16 protein-coding genes are annotated in these 16388 nt (G+C 66.6%); 2 read left to right on the top strand and 14 right to left on the bottom strand.

Annotation, left to right across the window (positions count from 1 at the left end):
• Positions 1-228 precede the first annotated feature (228 nt).
• The 6 genes from ACFZCE_RS14260 to minC form a co-directional block, all read right to left on the bottom strand.
• Positions 229-2379, bottom strand: a complete 2151-nt coding sequence (locus ACFZCE_RS14260) for a mechanosensitive ion channel domain-containing protein (protein WP_390939992.1) — start codon at positions 2377-2379, stop codon at positions 229-231.
• A complete protein-coding gene (locus ACFZCE_RS14265) occupies positions 2380-3669 on the bottom strand; it encodes a M18 family aminopeptidase (RefSeq protein ID WP_390939994.1) in 1290 nt (429 codons plus the stop codon).
• 68 nt (positions 3670-3737) lie between these two features.
• Positions 3738-4373 carry an RluA family pseudouridine synthase gene (locus tag ACFZCE_RS14270; protein WP_390939996.1) on the bottom strand — a complete coding sequence of 212 codons (636 nt, stop codon included), beginning with the start codon at positions 4371-4373 and terminating at the stop codon, positions 3738-3740.
• Between the two features lie 60 nt (positions 4374-4433).
• On the bottom strand, positions 4434-4688 hold the full coding sequence (gene minE / locus ACFZCE_RS14275; RefSeq protein ID WP_390939998.1) for a cell division topological specificity factor MinE: 255 nt from the start codon (positions 4686-4688) through the stop codon (positions 4434-4436).
• Positions 4685-5500, bottom strand: a complete 816-nt coding sequence (gene minD / locus ACFZCE_RS14280) for a septum site-determining protein MinD (RefSeq protein ID WP_390940000.1) — start codon at positions 5498-5500, stop codon at positions 4685-4687. Before minD ends, minE begins: the two co-directional genes overlap by 4 nt.
• A gap of 118 nt (positions 5501-5618) precedes the next feature.
• Positions 5619-6359, bottom strand: a complete 741-nt coding sequence (gene minC / locus ACFZCE_RS14285) for a septum site-determining protein MinC (RefSeq protein WP_390940002.1) — start codon at positions 6357-6359, stop codon at positions 5619-5621.
• Positions 6360-6479: 120 nt separating this feature from the next.
• Here minC and ACFZCE_RS14290 point away from each other — a divergent pair, with 120 nt between their 5' ends.
• Both ACFZCE_RS14290 and ACFZCE_RS14295 read left to right on the top strand, forming a co-directional pair.
• Complete coding sequence (locus tag ACFZCE_RS14290; RefSeq protein ID WP_390940004.1) at positions 6480-7415, top strand: lipid A biosynthesis lauroyl acyltransferase; 936 nt, start codon at positions 6480-6482, stop codon at positions 7413-7415.
• Between the two features lie 69 nt (positions 7416-7484).
• A complete protein-coding gene (locus ACFZCE_RS14295) occupies positions 7485-7760 on the top strand; it encodes a hypothetical protein (RefSeq protein ID WP_390940006.1) in 276 nt (91 codons plus the stop codon).
• 579 nt (positions 7761-8339) lie between these two features.
• On the opposite strand, the gene ACFZCE_RS14300 is transcribed toward ACFZCE_RS14295, so the two are convergent.
• From ACFZCE_RS14300 to ACFZCE_RS14335, 8 genes are all read right to left on the bottom strand, one after another.
• On the bottom strand, positions 8340-9701 hold the full coding sequence (locus ACFZCE_RS14300) for a D-galactonate transporter (protein WP_390940008.1): 1362 nt from the start codon (positions 9699-9701) through the stop codon (positions 8340-8342).
• 157 nt (positions 9702-9858) lie between these two features.
• On the bottom strand, positions 9859-10893 hold the full coding sequence (locus tag ACFZCE_RS14305; RefSeq protein ID WP_390940010.1) for a substrate-binding domain-containing protein: 1035 nt from the start codon (positions 10891-10893) through the stop codon (positions 9859-9861).
• Between the two features lie 314 nt (positions 10894-11207).
• On the bottom strand, positions 11208-12431 hold the full coding sequence (locus tag ACFZCE_RS14310; protein ID WP_390940012.1) for an MSMEG_0569 family flavin-dependent oxidoreductase: 1224 nt from the start codon (positions 12429-12431) through the stop codon (positions 11208-11210).
• Between the two features lie 13 nt (positions 12432-12444).
• Complete coding sequence (locus ACFZCE_RS14315; protein ID WP_390940014.1) at positions 12445-12771, bottom strand: MSMEG_0570 family nitrogen starvation response protein; 327 nt, start codon at positions 12769-12771, stop codon at positions 12445-12447.
• Position 12772: 1 nt separating this feature from the next.
• The gene (locus ACFZCE_RS14320) at positions 12773-13759 is read right to left on the bottom strand and encodes a sll0787 family AIR synthase-like protein (protein ID WP_390940016.1); all 987 of its coding nucleotides are present in this window, start codon (positions 13757-13759) and stop codon (positions 12773-12775) included.
• Positions 13752-14312, bottom strand: coding sequence for an MSMEG_0567/Sll0786 family nitrogen starvation N-acetyltransferase (locus ACFZCE_RS14325; protein ID WP_390940018.1), 561 nt, complete (start codon positions 14310-14312; stop codon positions 13752-13754). Before ACFZCE_RS14325 ends, ACFZCE_RS14320 begins: the two co-directional genes overlap by 8 nt.
• 11 nt (positions 14313-14323) lie before the next feature.
• Complete coding sequence (locus ACFZCE_RS14330; RefSeq protein ID WP_390940020.1) at positions 14324-15409, bottom strand: MSMEG_0568 family radical SAM protein; 1086 nt, start codon at positions 15407-15409, stop codon at positions 14324-14326.
• A complete protein-coding gene (locus ACFZCE_RS14335; protein ID WP_390940022.1) occupies positions 15402-16355 on the bottom strand; it encodes a Nit6803 family nitrilase in 954 nt (317 codons plus the stop codon). Before ACFZCE_RS14335 ends, ACFZCE_RS14330 begins: the two co-directional genes overlap by 8 nt.
• Between the last annotated feature and the right edge of the window lie 33 nt (positions 16356-16388).

A 16388-nucleotide genomic window follows, 5' to 3' on the forward strand; every position in this document is an offset into this window, starting at 1 on the left:
CAATTAAGCGCTCTGTTCACTTAAGCGCTGTCACGGCTTTATGGAAGGGATCAATCTGTGAGCTCTGCGGGTTCCGTGCCTGAGCTTCAGGGCCCCTCGCCCGGCACAGCCGGAGTGCCGGACCACGGCCTCCCACGGGTTTTGTGTTGCCTTGTAAATCAGGTGCTTACAAAAAAATTGGTGGGAGGGCGTGGTCCGGCACTCCGGCTGTGCCGGGCGAAGGGCCCTTCACTCCACCACCGGCTTGGTAACGGGCGCCCCCGCCGTGACCACCTGCACGCTCAAACGTGGGGTGGCCAGGTCCATGCCGGCTTCGTCGAGGGTGCGCTTGAGCAGCAGGTTGAATGCCCGCGACACTTCCCATTGCTTGATCGGCGCGGTCTTGAAGCGGGCGCGCAGGATCGCCGTGCCGGATTCGAAGCTCTCCACCCCCTGGAACTCCAGCGGCGACCAGATTTCCCGGCGCAGCAGCGGGTCTTGGCGCATCTTCTGGCCCACTTCGCGGATCAGTTTCATCGCCGCGTCGATGCCCAGGCTGTGGGGGATGGCCACGCGGAAGATGGCGTAGCCGAACTCCCGCGAGTAGTTCTTGATGCTCTTGATTTCGCTGAACGGGATGGTGTGCACGATGCCGTCGATGTCGCGCAGGCGCACCGTGCGAATGGTCAGCCCTTCGACCGTGCCCAGGTGGCCGCCCACATCAACGTAGTCGTCGATCGCCAGGGAGTCTTCGACGATGATGAACAGCCCGGTGATCAAATCCGCCACCAGTGACTGCGCGCCAAAGCCGATGGCCAGGCCGATCACGCCAAAGCCGGCCAGCAGCGGGGTGACGTTCACGCCCATGTTGGCCAGGGCGACGATCGCGGCGATCACGAAGATCGCCACGAACAGCACGTTGCGGATCAACGGCATCATGGTTTGCGCGCGGGCGTTGGCCATGCCCTTGCGGGAGCGGCTCAGGGCATGGTGGATGCCGGTGTCGGCGAGGATCCACACCAGCCAGGCCAGCAACAGCGTGCCGCCCAGGCTGAGCAGGCGCACGCTGATGTCGTGGCCATCGCCCTCGGTGAAGCGCAGGAACGACAAGCCCCACACGCGCAAGCCCAGCTCGATGAACAGCGCCCACACCGCCAGGTGCACCAGGGTGTAGCCGAAGTTTTTCAGCCGCTCGGAGTACAGCGCATGGCGCCGTGGGTGCTTGGCCGGGCGGGTGGCGTGGCGGCGCACCAGGCCGTTGAGCACCATGCAGAGAATCAACAGCACCGTGCAGATCAGCGCCTGGCGCAGCGCGGTGCTGGTGTCGCCGGCCGAGACGAACGTAGACAGCAGCGACACCGCCACCAACACCACCGCCGGGATGTACCAGAAGGTGCCGAGCACCTCGAGGGTGTCGGTAAAGGCCCGGCGCTGCAGGCGCCGTTGCAGCGGCTGGTTGCAGATCAAATGCGCCACCGGCCGGCGGAAGCGCAGGATGAACCAGCCGCTGCACAGCGCCGCCAGCACGTTGGCCAGGGTTGCCGCGCTTTGCGCCAGGTGCACGCCAAGGGCGGCCACCAGCCGTGGGTCGCTGAGGGCCTCGCCGAAGGCGGCGAAACTGCCCACCAGCCACAGCAGGCGGAAAGCCCGCCGGCGCAGGATGAACAGCGCGCGGTGGCGGTGCGGGCCGTCGAGCAGGGAAAAGGCGATCACGCAGATGGCCGAGAAGCAGGTGCCCACCACCAGCGCGTAGGCCAGCACCATGGCCAGGTCCTTGCCAAGCGAGGAGGGCGCGAAGTAGCCGATGAACAGGGTGATGACCAGCGCCACCAACCAAGGGCCGAGTTTGCGCAGGGCAAAGCGCAGCAGGTCCCAGGTACGCGGGTGTTGCGGCAGTTCTTCGGGCAGGCCGAAGCGCTCGCGCACCTTCTGCCCCAGCCAGATCAACCCATAGGCGAGCAGGCTCCAGGCCAGCAGCACCAGGGCGAACACGCCGATCACCGGCACCCATTCGGCCGGGGTCAGCGAGCGTTCGGCCAGCTCATCGCGGGCCAGGCTCAGCTCATCGGCCCAGCGCGCGAACGGGCTGGCGTCGCCGCTGAACTGCGCCTCCAGCTCACGCAGGCTGCCGCCGATCAGCCCGAGCACGCCCTGTTCCTGCTGGGCCTGGGCCTTGGCGGTGGCGTCGCGGAGCTTCTTCAGGTCGGCCAGCAACTGAGTGCGCTGCTGGTCGTTTTCGAGGGTTTTGATCACCTGGTCTAGTGACGGGCCCAAGGGCTCGGTGGCTTCCGGCTGGGCCTTGCTGCCGCTGAGCAGGCTCGGCAGGCCGGCGCCGAAGGCGTTAGTGCCCAGCCCCAGCGCCAGGCACAGCCACAGCGCCCAGCGCGCCAGGGCGCGCATTCAGGGCAGTTCCTGGCTGGCGTAGAAGGCGCCGAGCACCTTCACCAGGTGGGCCAGGTCGTGGCTGCCGGCGAGTTCGCGGATCGAGTGCATGGCGAAGGTGGGTAAGCCGATGTCGACAGTGCGCACGCCCAGGTGGCTGGCGGTGATCGGGCCGATGGTCGAGCCACAGCCCATGTCGCTGCGCACCACGAAGCTTTGCACGGGCACTTCCTCGGCCATGCACAGGTGGCGGAAGAACCCGGCGGTTTCGCTGTTGGTGGCGTAGCGCTGGTTGCTGTTGACCTTGATCACCGGCCCGGCGTTGAGCTTGGGCCCGTGGTTGCCGTCGTGCTTGTCGGCGTAGTTGGGGTGCACGCCGTGGGCGTTGTCGGCGGAGATCAACAGCGAGCGCTGCACGGTGCGCACGTAGTCGGCGTGGTCCGGGAGTAGCCGCTGCAGGGTGTGTTCGAGCATCGGGCCGTCGGCGCCACAAGCCGAGCTTGAGCCGATTTCTTCGTGGTCGGTGCACACCAGCAGGCAGGTTTCCTCGCCTTCGGCATTGAGCAGGGCCTGCAGGCCGGCGTAGCAAGACAGCAGGTTGTCGAGCCGCGCGCCGGCGATGAAATCTTCGTTCAGCCCCACCACCGCGGCGCCCTGGGTGTCGTAGAAGGCCAGCTCGTAGTCGAGCACCACGTCGGCGTTCAGGCCGTGCTCGCGGTTCAGTTGCTCGGCCAGCAGCGCGCGGAAGTCAAAGCGCTCGGCGCCGGGCACTTGGGCCAGGATCGGCGGCAGTTCGTTCTGCGCGTTGATCGCCCAGCCCTCGTTGGCCCCGCGGTTGAGGTGGATGGCCAGGTTGGGAATGATCGCGATCGGTGCCTTGAAGTCGATCAGCTGGCTCTCGACCTGCCCGCCCACGCGGAAGGTGACCCGCCCGGCCAGCGACAGGTCGCGGTCGAACCACGGCGCCAGCAGGGCGCCGCCGTACACTTCCACGCCCAGTTGCAAAAAGCCCTGGCGCTGCAGCTCGGGCTGCGGCTTGACCTTCAGGCACGGGCTGTCGGTGTGCGCGCCGACCAGGCGGATGCCGTGGGCCACGGGGGATTGCCGGCCCATCCGGAAGGCGATGATCGAGGAGTCGTTGCGGGTCAGGTAATAGCGCCCGCCGGGCTGGATGGCCCAGGCGTCGCGTTCGTTCAGGCGTTGGTAGCCGGCGGCCTGCAGGCGCTTGGCCAGGCTGGCGGTGGCGTGGAAGGGCGTGGGGGAGGCCTTGAGGAAGTCGATCAGGCCCTGGTTGAGCGTGTCACGCATGGGTGTACTCCAGGCTGCGATGGGCCGATTCTAGCCTATCGCCATGATTGAGGCAGGGCCCGCCGCCCTCAGAACGGCGCCGGGCACTCGAAACGTAAACGCTCGCCGGTCACCGGGTGGCTGAAACCGAGCATCGCGGCGTGCAGGCACAGCCGCGGCTGGGCCGCCAGCGCCGGCCCTTCGGCGTACAGGCGGTCGCCCAGCAGCGGGTGGCCGAGGCTGAGCATGTGCACGCGCAACTGGTGCGAACGGCCGGTGATGGGCGTGAGCTCGACCCGGCAATGCTCGGCGAAGCGCTCGAGCACTCGCCAGTAGGTCAGCGCGTGCTTGCCGTGCTCATGGCAGACCACGTGGCGCGGTTTGGTCGGCGGGTCGTAGCGCAGCGGCAGGTCGATGCTGCCGCTGTTCTGCGCGGGGTTGCCCCAGCACAGCGCGATGTAGGCTTTTTCGGTTTCGCGGTCGTGGAACTGCCGCGACAGCTCGCGGTGGGCGTCGGGGTTGCGCGCCAGCAGGATGATCCCGCTGGTTTCCCAGTCCAGGCGATGGACGATCAGCGCTTCGCGGTAGCCGTTTTCCTGCAGGCGGGTGATCAGGCAGTCTTTGTTGTCGTCGGCCCGGCCAGGCACCGACAGCAGCAGGGTCGGCTTGTCGACCACTAGGAACGCGGCATCCTCGTGGAGGATGCGGATGTTGGACAGCGGCATTGCCAGTCTCTTCGAACGCACTGTGCCCGGGGCGGGCCCGGGCAGCGCGGTGCGGCCGGATCAGCGATCCGGCAGGGTGATGTTCAACTCCAGGATCGAGCAGCTGCCTTGGTTCTCCAGGGCCACGTGCACGTCGTCGTTGTCGATGGACACATACTTGCGGATCACCTCGACCAGCTCCTTTTGCAGGGCAGGCAGGTAATCCGGCGTGGTCCGCTGGCCACGTTCGTGTGCCACGATGATTTGCAGACGCTCTTTCGCGACCGAGGCACTGCTGCCTTTTTTGCGGTCACGAAAGAAGTCGAAAATATTCATTCACGACCTCCAAACAAGCGGGCGATCCAGCTCTTTTTCTGCACATCGAGGAAGCGATGCGGCATTTCCTTGCCCAGCAGGCGGTCTACGGCGTCGCTGTAGGCCTGGCCGGCGTCGCTCTGGTCATCGAGGATCACCGGCACGCCGGAGTTCGACGCCTTGAGCACTGCTTGCGATTCCGGGATCACGCCCAGCAGGCGAATGGCGAGGATTTCCTCGACGTCTTCGACGCCGAGCATTTCGCCCTTGCTCACGCGCTCGGGGTTGTAGCGGGTCAGCAGCAGGTGTTCCTTGATCGGGTCGAGGCCTTCGCTGGCGCGCTTGGACTTGCTCGACAGCAGGCCGAGCATGCGGTCGGAGTCGCGTACCGACGACACTTCCGGGTTGGTCACCACGATCGCCTCGTCGGCGAAGTACATCGCCAGGCTTGCGCCTTTTTCGATACCGGCCGGGGAGTCGCAGATCACGAATTCGAAGGTTTTCGACAGTTCTTCGATCACCTCGCCCACGCCTTCCTGGGTCAGCGCGTCTTTGTCGCGGGTCTGGCTGGCGGCCAGCACGTAGAGGTTTTCGAGGCGCTTGTCTTTGATCAGCGCCTGGGTCAGCGTGGCTTCTTTGTTGACCACGTTGACGAAGTCGTACACCACGCGGCGTTCGCAGCCCATGATCAGATCGAGGTTACGCAGGCCGACGTCGAAGTCGACGATAACGGTCTTGTGGCCGCGCAAGGCGAGCCCGGTGCCAATGGCGGCGCTGGTGGTGGTCTTGCCTACACCACCCTTGCCGGAAGTAACCACGATAATCTTGGCCAAGGTGTTTCACCCCTAACAGGAAAACAGAGGCCGATGCCCCTGAAACATGACTTTAAAAACTTCTGGCGGCGATGGCTGCCGCTCTTTGAAGTTGCACATAAAATGGCGGCAGTATCCGTTAAAGGCGGGTGATGTTCAACACATCCTGACTCAAACTGATCTGTACGCCGGCCCCCCAGAGCGGGTCGCGGCGCAGGTCTTCGCTGACCTTGTACTGCCCGGCGATCGAAACGAGTTCCGCCCCCAGCACCTGGCAGAAAATCCGTGCCTTGGTATCGCCCTTGATGCCAGCCAGGGCGCGGCCGCGCATGGGGCCGTAGACATGGATGTTGCCATCGGCGAGAAGTTCCGCGCCGCTGCTCACTGAACTGACCACCACCAGGTCACCGCCCTGGGCATAGATTTGCTGCCCGCCGCGTACCGGCTGGGTGATGATCCGCGTGGGTTGCACCAGCGGCGCCGCGGGCTCGGCCGGGGCGGCCTCGGGTTTTTTCTCAGCCGGCAGCTCTACCGGGCGCTCGCGGGCGTTGGACGGCGGCAGTACCGGCAGGTCGATGGCGATCGCCGCGGCGATGTCTTCGATGCGGCTGGCGCGGATCGCCAGGGTGCGCAGGCCATGGTGGCGGCACACGCGCATCAGCCCGGGCAAATCGAGGGTGCCTTCGCCGGCCGGAAGTTTATCCAGCGCCAGCACCAGCGGTGTATTACTGAAAAAGTTCGGCGCCTGCGCCACCTTGGCGGCCAATTGCCGGTCCAGCGCTTCAAGGCTATTGCGCGCCAGTTCCAGTACGGTAATGGCGAGCATGCTGCCTTTAAGTTGGAACACCGGTTCCTGATCGAATGCTTCGGTTTGGCTCATGTCGGCAAATAGCGCTTTTTCGTAAAAAGTGCCGAGACTTATAACGATTACGCCCCGCAGCCGCAAGCTGCATGGAACCCATGTAGAATGCCCGGCTTTGTTTATGACCCAGGATCATCCATGGCCCGCACGCATTTCAACCGCGCCTACCTGCACCCCCGCCACTGGCCGCTGTGGCTGGGGCTGGGGTTGCTCTGGCTGGTGGTCCAGCTCCCCTACGGCGTGCTGTTGCGCCTGGGCGCCGGTGTTGGCCGGTTGATGCAGGTGTTTGCCCAGGAACGGCGCGCAATCGTGGCGCGAAACCTGGAGCTGTGCTTCCCGGCATTACCGTTCGTCGAAAGGCAGCGTTTAATGCGCGAAAACTTCGCCTCCACCGGCATCGCCTTCTTCGAAATGGCCATGAGTTGGTGGTGGCCAAAGGCCCGCCTGGCGCGCCTGGCACACGTCGAAGGGCTGGAGCATTTGCAGGCGGCGCAGGCGGCGGGCGAGGGTGCCATTTTGATGGCCGCGCACTTCACCACCCTTGAAGTGGGCGCCGCCTTGCTCGGGCAGTTGCACACCATCGACGGCATGTACCGCGAGCATAAAAACCCGGTGTTCGACTTCGTTCAGCGCCGCGGCCGCGAGCGGCACAACCTCGACTCTCTGGCGGTGGAACGCGAAGACGTGCGCGGCATGCTCAAGCTGCTGCGCAAGGGCCGGGCGATCTGGTACGCCCCGGACCAGGACTACGGCGCCAAGCAGAGCGTGTTCGTGCCGCTGTTCGGCATCGAGGCCGCCACGGTGACCGCCACCAGCAAGTTCGCCAAGCTGGGCAAGGCCCGCGTGGTGCCGTTCACCCAGCAACGGCTGCCGGGCGCGCAGGGCTACAAGCTGGTGGTGCACCCACCGCTCGAAGGCTTCCCGGGCGACACCGAGGAGGCCGACTGCCTGCGCATCAATCAATGGGTAGAAGGGGCGATCCGGGAATGCCCGGAGCAGTACCTGTGGGCGCACCGGCGCTTCAAGTCACGGCCGGAGGGGGCGCCGCGGTTGTATCCGAAGCGGTGTAAATGATGCTGCCTCTTGTCCAGAGGCCTCTTGTCCTCGTACCCTCAAACAGCTAGATGGCTTCTGGAGCAACCTATGGCAGCACAAGCAGGCCACCCCCTATCTGAAGAAGAAACGCTCAACCTGGAGCGAGGCATCCCGGGCATCGCCGCGGTGGCCACCCAGGCCGCGCATTTTCGCGCCCTCTCCGCTGGCCGCAGCGTGCTGATAGTCGAAGGCTCGAACCTCGTCGAGGCGCACCCTGACGGAAGCCGCACGGTTATCCGCCAGGCGGCGCCTCGGCGCAAGGTCGCGAAAGGTAAAACGATCACCATGCGGCGCGCGGGCGACGATGCCAGTCCCCAGGCTTAGGGTGTTCGCGGGCCCGAATGGCTCGGGCAAGAGCACTATCAAGGTAATGCTGTTCACTTAACTAATCAAAGCGCCAAATTGAAGGTGAAGAGCCCTGATTTCTTCACATGACTTGACTGAGCGCTTGACCTTCAGAGCCCCTCGCCCGGCACAGCCGGAGTGCCGGACCACGGTCTCCCACCAGATTTGTGTAAGCCATTGATTTACGAGACAGCACCGAACCCGTGGGAGGCCGGCTGTGCCGTAATGCTGTTCACTTAAGCAATCACAGCGCTAAATTGAGGGTGTAAGGCCCTGATTTCTTCAAATGGTTGTACTTAGCGCATGGCCTGACTGGCCCATCGCCCGGCACAGCCGGCCTCCCACCAGATTTGTGTAAGTACTTGATTTAAGGGGCAACAAAGAACCCGTGGGAGGCCGGCTGTGCCGGGCGATAGGCCCTGAAGCTCATGCACGGAATCAGCAGAGCTCACAGATTGATCCGCTCCATGAAGCCGTGAAGGGCTTGTTCCTGCTTGAGCGAAGTAATACCAGGGCCAGGCGTGAGCGCGGCCCCAGGTGTGGCTGGCAGGGTTGGCCCTACCGCGCCGCCGCCTCCACATTGCCGCCATCGGCCGCTTCGTCGTCCTTCACACCCTTGAGGGTGATCCGTTTGATGTCGCCCACGATGAACAGGTAGCTGAACGCCGCCACGAAGGCATTCACGCCCACGAACACCAGCGCCATCTTGAACGAGCCCGTGGTGGCGATGATGTAGCCGATGATGATCGGGGTGGTGATCGAGCTGATGTTGCCAATCATGTTGAACAGCCCGCCCGAGAGCCCGGCGATCTGCTTGGGCGCGGTGTCGGCCATGACCGCCCAGCCCAGGGCGCCGATGCCCTTGCCGAAGAACGCCAGGGCCATGAAGCCCACGACCATCCAGTCGGCGTCCACGTAGTTGCACAGCATCATGCTCATCGACAGCAGCATGCCACCGACGATCGGCACCTTGCGCGCCACGCTCAGGGATTTGCCCCGGCGCAGCAGCCAGTCGGAGATCACCCCGCCGAGCACGCCACCGATAAAGCCGCACACCGCCGGCAGCGAGGCGACGAAGCCCGCCTTGAGGATGGTCATGCCACGTTCCTGCACCAGGTAGACCGGGAACCAGGTCAGGAAGAAGTACGTCAGCGCGTTGATGCAGAACTGGCCCAGGTAGATGCCGGCCATCATGCGGTTGCTCAGCAACTGGCCGATGTAGCTCCATTTCGGGCCGGTGTCTTTTTTCTCGTTGGGGCGGTCGAGGTCGACCAGGCCACCGCCCTCGGCGATGTACTGCACCTCGGCGGCGTTGGCGCGGGGGTGTTCTTTCGGGCCGTAGATGGTCACCCACCAGATGCCGGAAATCACGATGCCCAGGCCGCCCATCACCACGAACACATGCTGCCAGCCCAGGTGGTAAACGATGGCGCCCATCATCGGCGCGAACAGCACGGTGGCGAAGTACTGCGCCGAGTTGAACACCGCCGAGGCGGTGCCGCGTTCCTTGGTGGGGAACCAGGCGGCGACGATCCGCGCGTTGCCCGGGAACGACGGCGCTTCGGCCAGGCCGACCAGCATGCGCAGGGCGAACAGCGCGAGCACGATGGTGCCGGTGCCGAACTCACCGACCCAGCCTTGCATCATGGTGAACACCGACCAGAGGAAGATCCCCGCGGCGTAGACTTTTTTCGAGCCGAAGCGGTCGAGCAGCCAGCCGCCCGGGATCTGCCCGATGACGTAGGCCCAGCCGAAGGCGGAGAAGATGTAACCCAGGGAAATGGCGTCGATGCCGAGGTCTTTTTGCAGGCTGGAGCCGGCGATGGAAATGGTCGCGCGGTCAGCGTAGTTGATCGTCGTCACCAGGAACAGCATGAACAGGATCAGATAGCGGACGCGGGTCTGCTTGGTTTCTTGCATGGCGTGAAGCTCCCACGGGTTTGTTTTTGTGTGCGGGGCGGATCGGCAGCTTAGTTGTTAGTCGTCGTACAACGGATAACGTGATCATCATATTCAGATAACGTTATCATTCAAGAGGCAGATACAAATTTTCTTACAAACGGTGCCGCGTGGCGGACTAAGTGCTGGCCCGTTCGATCAGCGTGAAACCGGTATCGACGTGGGTTTCCGTGGGCTGGCCGTGGAAGCGCCGCAGCAGCGCCTCGGCCACTTCGATGCCCATGGCGCTGGCGTGAATGCTCACCGTTGACAGCGCCGGCCAGGCGAAACGGCCATTGACGCTGTCGCCGAAACCCAGCACGCGGAGGTCTTGGGGCACCCGCAGGCCGCGGCTGGCGGCTTCGGCGATGACCCCGAGGGCCACGGTGTCAGAGCTGCACATCACCAGTTCCGGCGGCTGCGGATCGCGCGCCAGCAACGCCGCCAGGCCCGCGCGGCCCACTTCCCAACTAGCCGGCAGTGGTCGTACTTCTACCGGTACCGGCGGCGCGCCCAGTTCACCCAGGCGCGCCGCCATGCTGCCGTGGCGCCGCGCGGCGCGGGCGTCGATCACCGACACCGCGGCGACGCGGCGCACCCCCTTGGCAAAAAAGTGGTCGGCGATGTGCCGGCCGGCGGCTTCGTGGGAAAACCCCACCTGGATGTCCAGTGGTTGCGCGGAAAGGTCCCAGGCTTCTACCACCGGGACCCCGGCGCCCAGCAGGCGCTGGCGGCTGGCGGGGTTGTGCAGGCGGCCGGTGATCACCAGTGCGTCGGGGCGGCGGCCAAGGATGGCCTCGAGCAGCGCGCCTTCTTTTTCTGCGCTGTAGCTGGTGGGGCCGAGCAAGGCCTGGTAACCGGCTTCGGTGAGGCGGTCGGTGGCGGCCTGGATCACCGCGCTGTAGGGGGAGTTGGTCAGCGTCGGCAGCAGGATCGCCACCAGCCGGCTGCGGCTGCTGGCCAGGCTGCCGGCCAGCAGGTTGGGCACGTAGCCCATCTCCCGCACCACCTCCAGCACCCGCACGCGGGTGGCCTGGTTGACCCGCTCCGGGCGGTGGATCGCCCGCGACACGGTGATCGGCGACACCCCGGCGCGCTGGGCCACGTCGGTCACGGTCACCGGCAGCGGGGCGGCCCCGGGCTGGGGAGTGTCTCGTCGGGATTTGCGGGCCACGGGCGTCCTTGGGGCGAGCAGAAGCGGGCGGGCATCTTAGCGCTTTGCGGGCGGGGTTGCCTATTGGGCTTGGCTGTAGGGCCCTTCGCCCGGCTGTGCCGTAATGCTGTTCACTTAAGCAATCAGAGCGCTAAATCGGGTTTAAAAAAGCCCTGATTTCTTCAAATGGTTTTACTGAGCGCATGACCTGACTGGCCCTTCGCCCGGCACAGCCGGCCTCCCACGGGCTCTGTGTTACCTTGTAAATCAAGCACTAACACAAATCTGGTGGGAGGCCGTGGTCCGGCACTCCGGCTGTGCCGGGCGATGGGCCCTCAAACCCTCCCTGCCAGATGCTCCACCACGTACTCGGCATCCCGCGCCACCCCGCTGAAGCGCCCCGACCCCCAGGTGTACAGCCACGGCAACCCGAGAAAATACAGCCCCGGCTCGGCGCTGACCCCGCGCACATGCCCGGGGTAGCCCTTGCCGTTGAACACCGGCAGCTCTACCCAGGAGAAATCCGGGGTAAAGCCGATGCACCAGATCACCGTGCTGATGCCTTCGGCGGCCAGGTTCAGTGCGCTGGCGCCGGCCGCGGGCTGCCAGCCTGGCTGGTAGGCGCCGCCGGGCGGGGCCTCGATGCCGTGTGCGCTGATGTACTGGTCGATGCTGGCGTTGATCCGGTTGTAAACCGCGTCGGCGGCGTCCAGGCTGGCGCCGAGGTTGCCGGCGAAGCGCAGCGCATTCCCCTCGAAGGCTTCCAGCCGGCCGTGCAGGCGCATGCCTTCGGCGGCGAAGCGGCGCAGGTCGATGTCGCGGCCGCCGTCGCGGCCGGTGACGTAGTGGTTGGTGTTGTCGCGCACGCCTTCGCGCAGTGGGTGGGTGTCAACGCCGATGTCGTAGTAGCCCATCTCGGCCAGCCAGTCGACCACATCCTTGCCGCGGTAGAAGCGCGCGCAGCGCGGCGCGTCGCCGACGGCCAAGTGCACCTGGCGCCCGGCCAGGTGCAGGTCTTCGGCGATCTGCGCGCCCGACTGCCCCGAGCCCACCACCAGCACCGCGCCGGCGGGCAGCGCGGCGGGGTTGCGGTATTGCTCGGAATGCAACTGAGTGATCCCCGCCGGCAGGCGCTCGGCCAGGCGCGGGATGATCGGTGTGTGGTAACCGCCGCTGGCGACGATCACCTGGTCGGCGCTGAACGCCCCAGCGCTGGTGTGCAGGGCAAAGCCACCCTCGGCGCGGCGCGCCAGGCGCTGCACGGTCACCCCTTCGCGGGCCGGCGGCTTGACCGCGGCGATGTAGCCATCAAGGTAGGCGATGATCTCGTCTTTTTTCATGAAGCCGTGGGGGTCTTGGCCTGTGTACGGGTAGCCGGGCAAGGCGCATTGCCAGTTCGGCGTGACCAGGCAGAAGGTGTCCCAGCGTTGCTCGCGCCAGGTGTGGGTGAGGCGGTGCTTTTCCAGCACCAGGTGGTCGATGTCGTGCTGTTGCAGGTAGTGGCTGGCGGCGATCCCGGCCTGGCCGCCGCCGATCACGATGGCGCTGTAGTGGGTCATGGGGTGTGCTCCTTCAAAGGTCGCCGAACTGGCGGTAGTTCACCTGGCCGGCGCCCTGCTGCTGCAGGGCCAGCACCTGTACCTGGGCAGCCTGGCCCTGGAAGCGGCGGGCGTGCAGGCGTAGCCCGGCGAGGCTGTCCATCGCCGAGCTGCAATAGAAGCCCTTGACCTGTTTCACCCGCTCGCTGGCGGCGTTCAGGCCCTGTTCGGCTCGGCTGAGGAATTCATCGAGCGGGTAGCTGTGGCCGGCCTCGAGGTACTCGTAAATCGAGGTCGAGGGGCTGTAGCTGGTGCTTTCCTGGCCATCAGGCCAGCGCAGGCGGATGTTCACGGCGGGCATTTCAGGCCTCCAGGTGCGGGTAGTGGTAGCCGGTCAGTGGCGTGTGGTTCAGGTCCCAGAACAGCGCCTGCTCCGGGCCCAGGTGGGCGTGCAACTGGCCGCTGCCGTCGAGTTCGCCAAAGGCCTCGCAGCTCAGGCCTTCGAAGGCGAAGGCATCACGCACCGCCGGCAGGTGGCGGGCGTCCAGCGCCAGTAAGAAGCCGTAGCTGGGAAACGCCTGCAGCCAGCGCCCCAGTGGCGCCCCGGGCGGGCGTGGCAGCGCCTCGAGGTGCACCCGCGCGCCAAGGCCGCGGGCTTCGAGCAGCATCAACAGGGTGCCGAGAATGCCGGCGTTCGAGACGTCCTTGGCGGCGCACACCCAGCCGGCCTCGGCCAGCCGGGGCAGCACCTCGAGCTGGTCGCGCAGGCGCGCCCCCGGCACCCCTTCGAAGGCCTTGAAGTAGGGCGCTGCGCCGTGCCACTGGCCGTCCAGGCTGGCGGCCATCGCCAACACCTGGCCGGGCCGCGCGTGCAGGCTGGAGAGCAGCCGCTGGGCGTGGCCACTGATCGCCACCGCGAGGTTGCCCGGGGTGCCCGCAGCCAGGCTGGTGTGGCCGCCGACCATCGGCACCGCGTAGGCCGCGCAGGCCGCCTGCATGCCTTGCAGCAGCTCGCCGGCGGCGGCGCCATCGTGGTGCCAGAAGGCGTTGACCACGGCCGTGGCGCGCCCGCCCATGGCGGTGATGTCGCTGACGTTGGCCATCACCGCCGACCACCCGGCGAACCACGGCGCGGCTTCGACAAACGCCGGCAACATGCCTTCGATGGCCAGCAACTGGTAGCCGTGGGCGGTTTTCAGCGCCGCGCAATCATCGCCGGGCAGGGCGTAGGCCTGTTCCAGGCTGTGCGCCTGGGCCGCCAGGGCGCGGGCGCTGTGGGCGATGCGCTGCTTGGCGAGCAGCGCCGGGCTGTTGCGCAAGGGCGCGAGCAAGGCGGCGAGTTCAGCCATGGCGGCGCCCCTGGCAGGCCACCAGCGGCAGTTGGCGCGGCATGAACGGGTAGCGCTCGAGCTGCGCCTGCATCAGGCAGTGGGCTTGGCCGTGCAGCTCCAGGGCCTGCAGGGTGTGCCAGTGCAGGCTGTGGAAGTAACCCTCGTTGGCCTGCTGCACGGTGGCCAAAAAGCGTTCGCAGCCCAGCTCCTGGGCCCGCGTTACGGCCTCGTTGACCAGCGCGCTGCCGATCAGCGCGTGGCGCCGGTAGGCCGCCGCCACGCACAGGCGGCCGCCGTACCACAGGCCCGGTTCGGGTGAGTAGATGCGCACCGCGCCGACCACTTCGTCGGGCATGCCGCAGTGGCCGGCGACCGCGACGATGGCCACGGCGGCGAAGTCATGGGCGTCGCGGTCCTGGGCCAGCAGGCCTTGCTCGGCGGTGAACACCGCCCGCCGCAAGCGGTAGTAACCGTGGCGCTCCCACTCGTGCTCGGCGGGCTTGACCACCACCTCGCCGGCGCGAAACTCGGCAAACGTCGAATCGATCAGGGCAAAGGCATGTTCGGCCATGGCGGCGCTCCTCATTCGTGTTGGCGCAGGGCCGAGCAGGCGCCGCACTTGGCGCAGCCGGCATGAACGTCTGCGGCGCGCAGGCCGTGGCGGCGCAGGCTCTGGCCGATGCGCGGGTACAGCGCCTGCATGAACGCGCTCGACGGTTTCGGGTGGCTGGCCAGGGGCGTGCCGTCGATCGGCACGAAGGGCACCACGAAGGGGTACACGCCCATCGCCGCCAGGCGCTCGCTCATCTGCGCGATGGCGTCGCCGCTGTCGCCCAGCCCGGCGAGGATGTAGGTGCTCACCTGGCCGTGGCCGAACACCTTCACCGCCGCCTCGAAGGCGCTGAAGTAACGCGCCAGCGGCACCTGCGCCTTGCCCGGCATGATCCGCGCGCGCACCGCCTCGCTGACCGCCTCCAAATGCATGCCGAGCGAGACCACCCCGGCCGCCTTCAGCCGGCCGAACCAGGCGTCGCTGTCGGGCGGCTCGCACTGTGCCTGGATCGGCAGCGCCACCCGCGCGGTCACCGCCGCGGCCGATTCACACAAGATCGCCGCGCCGCGGTCCGGGGTGTTCGGCGTGCCGGTGGTCATCACCATGTGCTTCACGCCATCCAGGCGCACCGCCGCTTCGGCGACTTCGGCCAGTTGCGCCGGGCGCTTGCGGGCGATGGTCTTGCCGGCCTCCAGCGATTGCCCGATGGCGCAGAACTGGCAGGCGCTGCTGGCGTCGTTCATGCGGATGCAGTGTTGCAGCACGGTGGTGGCGAGCACGTCACGGCTGTGCAGGGTGGCGATTTTCCAGTATGGGGTGCCGTCGGCGGTGCTCAGCCCATAGAAGCTCGGCACCCCCGGCAGGCGCACCTGGCCCAGGGCCTGGCCGTCGCGGAAGATCACCGCCTGCTCGCCGCGGGCATCCGGCACCGCGCTGTAGGGCGAGGCCTGGGAGGCGAGGTTGAGCATCGGCACCATGGCGGTGTGCTCGCCCAGGCTCAGGGCCTTGTGGTCCGAGGGGCCGGCGCCGCCCTTGCGCGCCAGGCCGCCGTCGCCTTGCCAGCGCACGCCGTGGCATTGCAGTTCGCTGAGCAGGCCAAGCGCGAGGTCAGCCATGCCGCACCGCCTCGAAGCCGGGCTGGCGTTCGTGCAGGTGGCGCGCCGGGCGGCGGTCTATCAACAGGCTGAGCAGTTCTGGGCGGCTGTAGTGGCCGACCGAGTCCATCATCCGTTTGCGCTTGGCGATCAGGTTCAGGTCGAGGTCGGCCACCACCACCCCTTCGCCTTCGCTGAGCTGGCCGAGCAGCTTGCCTTCCGGGGAGACGATCGCGGTAAAGCAGCCGCCGGAGATCGGCTCGCGCGCGCAGCCGGTGTCGGCCATCACCTGGGCTTGCTGCTCGGCGCTGAGCCAGGCGGTGGCGTTGACCACAAAGCAGCCGGCTTCCAGGGCGTGGTGGCGGATGGTCACTTCGATCTGCTCGGCGAACACCTGGCCGACCAGGCTGCCGGGGAACATCGCGCAGTGGATGTGCTCGCCGTCGGCCATCAACGCGTAACGCGCCAGCGGGTTGTAATGCTCCCAGCAGGCCAGCGCGCCGATGCGCCCGACGGCAGTGTCGGTGGCGCGCAGGCCACTGCCGTCGCCTTGGCCCCAGACCATCCGCTCGTGGTAGGTGGGGGTGATCTTGCGCCGGTGTTGGGCCAGGCGGCCGTCGGCGTCGAACAACAACTGGGCGTTGTAGAGGGTGCCGCCATCGCGCTCGTTCACCCCGATGCAGGCCACGATGCCGGCCTCGCGGCAGGCCTCGCCGATCTGCTCGGTCACGCTGGAGGGCACCGCCACTGATTGTTCCATCAGTTTCAGGTGCTCACGGCCCATGGCCACCGGCGCCTGCACGAACGAGAAGTACGGGTAGTAGGGCACCACGGTTTCCGGGAACACCGCCAGGCGCACGCCTTCGCGGCCTAGGTCTAGCAGGGTTTGGCACAGCTTGGCCACGGTGGCGTCGCGGGAGTACAGCACCGGGCTGAACTGCACCGCGGCAGCGCGCAGTAAGGTCATCGCAAGGCTCCTAGCAAGGCCCCCGCCGGCCGC

Origin of the sequence: Pseudomonas sp. NPDC007930, assembly GCF_042958985.1 — a bacterium.
In the GTDB taxonomy this organism is placed as follows: domain Bacteria; phylum Pseudomonadota; class Gammaproteobacteria; order Pseudomonadales; family Pseudomonadaceae; genus Aquipseudomonas.